We start from the raw sequence: 9,131 nt of genomic DNA, 5'->3' as shown, positions 1-9,131 counted from the left end.
GCTTTTGGTCTTCTCTGGCACTTGGTAATCCCAAATATAGTGGTAATTTGTTTTTACCTCATACAAAATTAGGACAACTCAAGCGTGAGACTTTTGAACAGTGGCTAAAACTTTTTACAGAGACATTAGATGAAGTGTATGTAGAGGGTATTGCTTCAAAGTTTAAAGAGCGTAGTATGATCATAGCTGGAAATTTTATGCGAAATTTAATGATAGCATAGATATACCACCTTTCTCTAGAGGGTTAAGTGCTTCTCTCATAGTGAAATAATGAATGAGTCTAACTTCCCCCCCCTCTCATATCTCTCTTGTTCTCCCTTATATAGTCATTTTTATCGATCTGCAGATACTACACAGAGCTTTGCTATGCTAAAGATACATAAAAGAAAGGATTGAGCTATGAATAAAAAACTACGTATTGAAAATGCACTTTGGGGACTTTTTATCTCTGATGCCCTCTGCATGCCTGCACACTGGTACTACAGACTTGATTACCTTAAAAAGGATTTTGGGTCTATTACAGGTTACAATGACGCGCCTCATCCTCATCCGGAATCTTTTATGGTTGGAAATGGTTACCATCCTGATGTTCCTAAAGCAAAAGAGCTTGGCCGTTCCTATGATATATTGCATGAGCATATCCGTTTTTATGACACTCCCTATAACCACATCAACATAAGGACTGCTGAACGTGCCGGTGAACATGCAAACGCTATGCCGACTCTGAATGAACGCTATCACTACCATCATGGATTAAAGGCAGGAGAAAACACCTTGGGTGCACATCTTGTACGCGTGCTAATGCGTTCAGTCATTGCCAAAGGAAGTTATGATCAGGATACTTTTTTGGATGATTTCATCACATATATGACAACACCCGGACAAAATAAAGATCCTTATTGTGAAATCTACATCCGCGCCTGGTTTGAAAATTATTCCAAAGGAGTCGCACCTGAACTTTGCGCCCAAAAACAACGATCTGTCTGGTCTATCGGTTCACATGGAGGTATAATACGCCCTTTAGTTCTCGCCCTCATGGCAAAAGAGCCTTATCAGGGGCTGGGTATGGCAATCTCCCATCAGCAGTTAACACACCGATCTGAAAATATCTCTTCAGCGTTGGGTGTCTTGGTTCCATTGTTGCACACACTTTTAAACGGGGAAGACCCGCAAAAGACTATCTCCAAATATGCTAAACAGGTGAGGCTGATCAAGATCACAGGGGAGGAACTCTCAAAAACATATAGGGAGTATCATGGTCCGGGGAATATCCCTAAAGATCAGATGTGGAAGATCCATACAGAATTTTCTAATACGAATTTGGATGTTAATGAAGTGCTAAAAGAGTATTCTGATGAAGAGATCATCGGTAAACGCTTTGCAACGGCTTGTTATCCTGAACACGGTCTGCCACTTTTATTATGTCTTTTTCAAAGAAATAAGGCAGATTTTAAAGCTTCTCTTTTAGCCAATGCAAATGCAGGAGGCGATAATGTGCACCGGGGGATGATACTGGGGCTCCTTGCCGGAGCAGCAAGTACCGAAATATCTCATGAGCTAAAATCCGGTTTATTGGCCTATGATGAACTTCAAAATGAGATAAAGAGTTTTATAAATCTACTTTAGAACATGAATTATACACATATGAATATTTGCCGCTATACCATATCCGGTACATAGCACCCGCCCTGTCATCTGAAACAAGCATGGATCCGTCAGATATGATTTCGATATCTACCGGAACCTCGTTCCCAAGTTGTACTTAGAATACGCACGTATATCCGCCGTACAAACTAAAAAGTAAGTTATTATTATCACCTTAGCTCTATATTTAAAGATTTTTATAGCTTATTGGAATAAGAAATTATTTACATAATCTAAGGGACATAAGCAACTGTTATCATTTTATAGTTTTTTTTGAAAAATTGAGTAAACATATAGTAAATTGGTATATTTTTAAGAAATAGCAGGACATATTCGATATACTGATAAAATGAAACATATAGTAATAGTGGGACACTATTATGTTCCCCCTAATAAATAGTTATACGCAAGTTAAAAAATGTAAATAACGGGAGGATAGTACTCTGCTGATCACAACACTTTTAATTCATACAAGAGATTTTTTATGACAAACGATCAGATTATAGTTATTGCAGTACTATTTGCAACTATGGTCATCTTCCTTTGGGGGCGTTGGCGCCATGACCTGGTTGCCATGGGCGCTTTACTGGTTTGTGTAGTTACGGGTCTGGTGCCTGGCAATGAAGCTTTTTCAGGGTTTTCCCACCCAGCGGTAATTACGGTGGCCTGTGTGCTCGTGCTCGGTCATGGCCTGTTGATCTCTGGTGCAATGGATATACTATCCCAGCGATTCATTCCAACATCAGCAGGACCAACTGTTAGCATTTTTGCACTCATCAGTTTGGGCGCCCTACTGTCGGCCTTCATGAACAATGTTGGTGCGTTAGCAGTGCTGATGCCTGTGGCTATTCAGGTGGCTGCCAAACAGAACCTGCCGCCTGGTAAAATTCTTATGCCACTGGCCTTTGGCTCAATTCTGGGTGGCATGACCACACTCATAGGGACGCCGACCAACCTGATCGTTTCCGAGTTCCGAGCGACCACAGGAATGAAGAGCTTCAGTATGTTTGATTTCACCATTGTCGGCCTTGCAGTTGCTGTCTTTGGCATTGTTTTTGTCGGCTTGGTTGGCTGGCGATTAGTACCCACGCGAAAACAGGCAGATACCGGCAGTTTTGACAGTGCTAAATACCTTAGTGAAGTTCGTATTGTTGAAGGCAGTAAAGCAGTGGATAAGCGCCTGAATGAGGCTGAACAAATGTTGGATGAAGCCGATGCCCAGATCGTCAGCATGATACGCCAAGGCGTCCATATTTCTGCGCCAAATCCTAGGCGTGTACTAAAGGAAGGCGACATCCTGGTTATTGAAGTCGAACCAAAGTCACTATCATCCGCGCTTACAAGCCTGGGTCTCAAACTGGAAGAGGATTTAATGTCAGAGGATGCTCGGAAGGGCAACACTGAAGGGAAGGCAGAGCCGCTACAAGCTGAGATGGGAACGATCAGAGAGGCTAATAATGAGGAAAACGATAGTGACAGGCATAAATCGTCAGAGGTGGTAATCCAGGAACTGGTAGTAAAGCCAAACGCAATTTTGATCGGCCGCTCGGCCTTAACTCTTGACTTGCGGGCCAGCTACGGTATTAGCCTATTGGCTATATCGCGTGAGGGTCATCGTTCGATTCAACGCTTAAAGTCTATTCCCATCAAGGCTGGTGATGTGCTGCTTATGCAAGGCGCACCTGAGGCAATTACTAGTTTTACCTCCTTATTCGGCTGTCTGCCGCTTGCTCCGCGTGACATCCGAGTTCCCAAAAAAGGACAGGCTGTTACCGCTGGTTTTATCATGGCTATTACAGTTGGAGCTGCAGCATTAGGTCTATTCCCTGTGCCCGTGTTGTTCGCCATTGCAATGTTTGCCTATATCGTGCTGCGCATCGTGCCACTTAGATCAGTTTACACAGCTATCGATTGGCCAGTAATTGTGTTGTTAGCGGCGATGCTTCCGGTCGCCGGTGCTGTCGCCTCTACCGGTACGGCTGACATGATTGCACATTTTTTATTGGATAAGGTAACACAAGGGGATGCTATTCTTGGCCTGATAACACTGCTAGTGGTTACAATGTTTCTTTCTGACCTAGTGAACAATGCTGCCACAGCAGCGGTAATGTGCCCAATTGCAATCAGTACCGCTGCGCAACTCGATGTAAATGCCGATGCCTTTCTAATGGCTGTAGCAGTGGGAGCTTCATCTGCTTTTTTGACACCTATCGGCCACCAGAACAATACCCTTATCCTTGGGCCAAGCGGCTTTCGCTTTGGTGATTACTGGCGCTTGGGACTGCTGCTGGAAGTCATCGTGGTAGTGGTAAGCGTACCCGCAATACTATGGGTCTGGCCACTGTGATGTTATGAAGAGCGTATAATGAAATATAAAGAAGAAACAAATGTTTAAATTTTACAAGTTAGCATCACCTGATTCCTTTATACTCGAAGCCTTTGGAGGACTAAATGATAATTTTAGACTTTGAAACAAACTCAGCAAATATACATGATGTCATAGAAGTGGCAGCTTTCCGTGTTGAGAAAGTAAATAATGAATATAAAGTTCTGGATACTTTTCATCGTTATTATTTCTCAGAATATGAAGTAAACCCTCATGCTCTGGCTGTACATAAACTATCTCCTGACAGACTTGAGAGATTAAGAAAAAGTGCAACGTATGAAGCGTACTTTGAAGATGATACGGACTTTGTAGAATTTTGTAAAAACACTAAAACATTGGTAGCCCATAACATATCATTTGAATTAAGACATATTGGAGAGTTGCTCTCCTTTGAAAATCATTTCTGTACTATGAAAGAGAATAAAAAGATTGTTAAAGCGATCAATACCAAAGGTAATATAAAAAACCCAAAACTTATTGAGACATGTAAATATTACCATATAGAATTTGATGATGAACAGTATCATAGTGCTATTTATGATGTGACTAAGACCTTAGAAATTTTAAATAAAATGGCGTGCGAGATACATTAAATTATACTGCATTTGAATAACTTGCAAATGATGCCAGTGATATATCTTATAAAAAACAATATTCTCTGGTATAAATCATCAATATTTTAGAAATCAAACCAGAACAAAGCCCGTATACATTAAACTGCGACATAAGACAAAGGCATAATCATATGAATGAAGATTTACAATCTATCCAAGCAGATAGACCAGATATTATAACTACAGAGATCGAAGCTATAAGCTTCTACCGTAAAATGGATACAGAGGCAACTGTCAAAGACATGATTGCAGGAAAGTATGTGCTTGTTGAAGAGTTTTATAGCAATGGTTTACAAGTACTAAAGGAACTAAGAAAGAACCTTTTACTTAAACATACAGACAAAAGTTTTCAAGGACAACGTGAGTATCGTGCTGCTTTTAGAGAAGCTTCTCATAGATTATTACTCAAAGTAAAAGACAATAAGCTCACTGTTAAAAAAGGCCCTGATAGTGGTTGGTTGACATTGTTATATCCTGATGTCTCTGAGTTTTATGTCTCTTTTCCTGAAATGCAAGGCATGAACAGCTCATGGCAGTGGTATGAGACAGGGATTGAGATCAAAACTTTAGATTTAACACTTAAGCCTTATTATGGAACATATTTCCCTACACGATTTGATCATTTAAAGTTATTTGACAAATGGTTGAAAAAATATGATGGAGCAAAAGACAACGCCATCGACATTGGTGTAGGGTCTGGTATTTTAACCTTTCAACTCATCCAGAATGGTTTTAAAAACATCTTCGCAACAGATACCAATAAAAATGCCATTATCGGTGTTGCAGAGGAAAGTAAACGCTTAGGATTTGAAGATAAGATCACACTAAATCATGGTGATTTATTTGATAATTGTGATGTGAAAGCTGATTTGATCGTGTTTAATCCTCCTTGGTTACTAGCAAAACATGCATTGGAAGAAGGCATCGATAAAGCCATGTATTATGAAGAAGACCTCTTCCCAAGGTTCTTTGAACAAGCACAAGAGCACCTTACTCCTGACGGTAAGATAGTCCTCATATTTTCAAATCTAGCACAAGTAGTAGACAAAGAGAGCTCACACCCCATCATAGAAGAACTACGAAATCATAACCGTTTTAGAAAAGAATTGCACCTCACAAGAGATGTAAGAGCGTCATCTAGAAGAACCAAACGTAGAGACTCTAGAGAAAATGAAAAAGTGGAATTATGGGTTTTAGTCCCTAAAGAAAAGAAATAGTACACCTTACTTCATTATTAGAGAGTTTTCTCTCTATCCTATCCATATCTATGCTCTTTTTGTATCAAGTTCTTTTAAAGTTGCATAGGTTTTGAAAGTCAAACCAGTTTTCAATCTAAACATCTTATCCAAGATCTTCCTTGGTACATTTGCTATTTCTAAAACTTCATCTATAGTGTAATCACTTCCTTGCTCATCCAGTAAATCAATTATTTTCATAATATTAAAAGGTAATTTACTTGGTCTTAAACGATTTTTAAAATAGGTATCAAGCTCATTTTCTACAATATTTTTTTCTATAAAAATAGGTTCTTTGGGAATCTGCATGAGTTCATTCATATGTTCTTCATAAAAAAAGGAAGCTCCTGCTCCTTTGAATCTTATGGCTATTAGGTTTATATTTTTATTAGATTGAATATGTACAGATTCTTCATAGGCATTAATGAGCATGGCTTGGAAATTTTCTAACTGGTAAGCCTGATTTTCAATAAATACTTCACAGTTTGTTTCCTGATTGATCAAAACTGTCATTCCGCCATTTGGCATGAGTTCATATGTTTCACAATTCTGTATTAAATCATATCGTTCTATATATTTTTTTAATTTTTTATCCATCATTCATTATATGACTTAATGCTTAAATAGTATAATCATATTTATAATGTCAAGAAAGGTAATGATGTACAACCCTATATCAACGGAGTTTTTTGATCAATTAACAGTTGCAATGCAAAGAAAAATTCCTTCAAACATAGAATATTATCAAAATGAAGAACAAGAAAAAAAGCAAGAGAAACAACAAACAAAAGCTTTAGTAAAAACGATGGAAGTAATCGATGGTTTTGAATTTGTAGTATTGGATACACAAGAAAAAATCAAATTGTCATTGGTAGTTACATTTAATGGTAAAAGACATAGAGAAGATTAATATCTAACGATAGGAGTCAAATGATACCAATGCCCCTTCGTTCTCTCAATTTAACTCTACAACTATATCTAATCTGTATAAACTGAAGTTGTATATTTTAACCTCACTATTTCAAACTCTTTCTCTACTATTGAAATAAGGCTTTGTGAACCAAACTAAAAAAATAATGATGAATACAAGTCCTGTAACATGTTCAATCTTTTCAATTTTTCCAAAAACCTGTTCTGCTCCCGTACCCAATATGTATCCTAATGAAATACCTAACACACTCCATACTATGATACCTAGTGTATTGAAAAGAGTAAATTTTTTATAATGATACCCATAAGTACCCAGTGTTACAGGAAACAATATCGCACAAGTATAAATAAAACGGCCACTGAATGCTAGCCAGACTCCCCGTTTTTTTACAGAATGTTCAAGCTTTTTTATTCTTTGTTTTATCAAGGGAAATCTGTTTAGTATATTTTGACTATAGTACCTACCTATAAAGTACCAAAATTGGTCGCCTATGAGTGCTCCAAATATAGACACAGGGATGGTCTCTGCTAAAGACAACATTCCAAGATAACAGAATACCCCAGAGACAATGATCATAATTGTCCCTTCTGTCATCATACCAAAGAATACAATCCATAAACCATATTGTGAAACAAGTGACGTAAGCTCTTCTAACATACTTTTTTATCCTTATTTTATTATTATACTTAATTCTAGAGAGTAATAAAATATAACTTTTTGAAAAATATATATATGGCTATTTTTATAACGTTAGTTATAGTTAATTTATTTAGGGATAATTTGTAGTAATATTTTGTATTTTATGCCTAAAATTCGGGATTTTAGATGCTCTCATAAGCCATAAGTTCAAGCATGTAAAAGTAGCACTTCAAAACCTTAAAAATTATATATTTTATAAAGTTTTCTCTTCACACTAGTTTCACATTTCTATTTTATACTTCATCTGAATAAAGCGTTTCTGATTTGAATATCAGATAAACATTACAAAAAAATAAAAGGATTTTTAATGAAAAAATTAACAGCAATCTTACTTCTAACAATCGGTTTAGCTTCAAGCGCTATGGCACATCATCCTGCACCAGTAGATCAAGCTGGATCAGGAATACCAGATAATTCTGGTCACTGGGATGCATTTCTTGGTGGTCTCTAGTTCATTATATTAATATACTTTGGATAAAAAAAGCAAGGCGTATCCTAAATTTTGGATATGCCTTGCTTTATTTCTTCGATCAAAACACCAATTTTTAAACTTATTTTATAAGGTTTTACAAATAACACATTTTTGATATACTTTTTATACTAAAATATTTTTGATAGGGATTCTTCTATCTTTGGTGTTTTACTGGTTCCCACGTTAAACATGAAACGAGGATATAACTATAAAAGGAGCATGGATCTATGAAAGTGTCTTTATACGGCGCGCTGTTAAGCGCGGTACTATTGTTATCGGGGTGCAATAGCTCAGGCTCGTCTGAGCAGACAGATGACCTCGCACCCATCAAGCCATGGCAATCGTGGGCTGAGTCACTCGGTACACGTGACTACAACGTCACACAGGGAAGCCTCTATATGGTAGACAATGCTGAATGCGTGAAACTGATCGAGGTTTTCGGTACCTGTTTTGCCAACAATCCGGCCGCCCCCTACCTGATTCCGCAACTTCCCGTTGAGCAGACGTATTTGGACCCGTATTACGCGTATGAGTTTAGCGCCACAGGACCAAACGGCGACAAGACCAATATGTTCTTTCGACTTGGTGAAAACGATGCGTTGATGACCATTGTCAACCTTCCTCCCAAAGCGGCCTATATGGGGTATCAAACTTATATGTTCAGCCGTGATACTTCCCATTATGACACTTACACGAAAGCCACTCCCAATCCCGATCGGGCAGAAGTATTTGGCAGTCTGGGCAACGATATCAACAACGTTGTCATAGAAGATGATGCGAATATTGCATGGAGCGGCAATGCCGTGGTTTATATCACGACGGCGAACCAGCTCCTAGCCGATGCACTTGTCGCCGATGCTGCTTCTGCAGGGCTGCAAAGCCAAGTCATTTTCACAGAACCCGTTGGTGACAACACCATACTTGGGAAACAGAGCACTGCTGATGACTTCGTCGCCCTGATACGTTACGCGATGCCTGAAGACGATGAAGCAGCTGATCGCTGGAAAGCGTACAGAGACGACAATATACTTGTATATAGGGTATCAAAAAACACTCTGCCCTTCACCGCATTTCCGACACCGGAGTATACAGAAAAAATAACCGTCGACGAATCAGACTATAACACTTCACTTGTAGAACTGACAACACT

10 protein-coding genes are annotated in these 9,131 nt (G+C 38.6%); 8 read left to right on the top strand and 2 right to left on the bottom strand.

Annotation, left to right across the window (positions count from 1 at the left end):
- The 5 genes from ABYK33_RS10795 to ABYK33_RS10775 form a co-directional block, all read left to right on the top strand.
- On the top strand, positions 1 to 221 hold a 221-nt coding region (locus ABYK33_RS10795; protein WP_373033214.1), incomplete at its 5' end, for a group III truncated hemoglobin.
- Between the two features lie 178 nt (positions 222 to 399).
- Entirely contained in the window at positions 400 to 1,626 is a 1,227-nt protein-coding gene (locus tag ABYK33_RS10790) for an ADP-ribosylglycohydrolase family protein (protein WP_373033213.1), read from the top strand.
- A gap of 502 nt (positions 1,627 to 2,128) precedes the next feature.
- Complete coding sequence (locus ABYK33_RS10785) at positions 2,129 to 3,991, top strand: SLC13 family permease (RefSeq protein WP_373033212.1); 1,863 nt, start codon at positions 2,129 to 2,131, stop codon at positions 3,989 to 3,991.
- A 104-nt stretch (positions 3,992 to 4,095) separates the two neighbouring features.
- Positions 4,096 to 4,623 (top strand): exonuclease domain-containing protein, encoded by a 528-nt coding sequence (locus tag ABYK33_RS10780; protein ID WP_373033211.1) that lies wholly within the window; start codon positions 4,096 to 4,098, stop codon positions 4,621 to 4,623.
- Between the two features lie 152 nt (positions 4,624 to 4,775).
- Positions 4,776 to 5,861: a methyltransferase gene (locus tag ABYK33_RS10775; RefSeq protein WP_373033210.1), complete on the top strand. Its 1,086-nt coding sequence runs from the start codon at positions 4,776 to 4,778 to the stop codon at positions 5,859 to 5,861.
- Positions 5,862 to 5,909: 48 nt separating this feature from the next.
- Here ABYK33_RS10775 and ABYK33_RS10770 read toward each other — a convergent pair whose 3' ends face one another.
- Positions 5,910 to 6,479: a hypothetical protein gene (locus ABYK33_RS10770; protein ID WP_373033209.1), complete on the bottom strand. Its 570-nt coding sequence runs from the start codon at positions 6,477 to 6,479 to the stop codon at positions 5,910 to 5,912.
- 61 nt (positions 6,480 to 6,540) lie between these two features.
- On the opposite strand from ABYK33_RS10770, the gene ABYK33_RS10765 reads away from it, so the two are divergent.
- Complete coding sequence (locus tag ABYK33_RS10765) at positions 6,541 to 6,789, top strand: transcriptional antiterminator Rof (RefSeq protein WP_373033208.1); 249 nt, start codon at positions 6,541 to 6,543, stop codon at positions 6,787 to 6,789.
- A 111-nt stretch (positions 6,790 to 6,900) separates the two neighbouring features.
- On the opposite strand, the gene ABYK33_RS10760 is transcribed toward ABYK33_RS10765, so the two are convergent.
- Positions 6,901 to 7,467 (bottom strand): DedA family protein, encoded by a 567-nt coding sequence (locus tag ABYK33_RS10760; protein ID WP_373033207.1) that lies wholly within the window; start codon positions 7,465 to 7,467, stop codon positions 6,901 to 6,903.
- Between the two features lie 349 nt (positions 7,468 to 7,816).
- Here ABYK33_RS10760 and ABYK33_RS10755 point away from each other — a divergent pair, with 349 nt between their 5' ends.
- Complete coding sequence (locus ABYK33_RS10755) at positions 7,817 to 7,960, top strand: hypothetical protein (RefSeq protein ID WP_155993683.1); 144 nt, start codon at positions 7,817 to 7,819, stop codon at positions 7,958 to 7,960.
- 248 nt (positions 7,961 to 8,208) lie between these two features.
- A partial coding sequence (locus ABYK33_RS10750) for a hypothetical protein (protein WP_373033206.1) occupies positions 8,209 to 9,131 on the top strand: 923 nt, incomplete at its 3' end.

The sequence above is a fragment of the Sulfurovum sp. genome, from assembly GCF_041562805.1.
Lineage (GTDB): Bacteria > Campylobacterota > Campylobacteria > Campylobacterales > Sulfurovaceae > Sulfurovum.
Note: the sequence above shows the minus strand (reverse complement) of the source record. Positions and strands in the feature narration are given on the sequence as shown.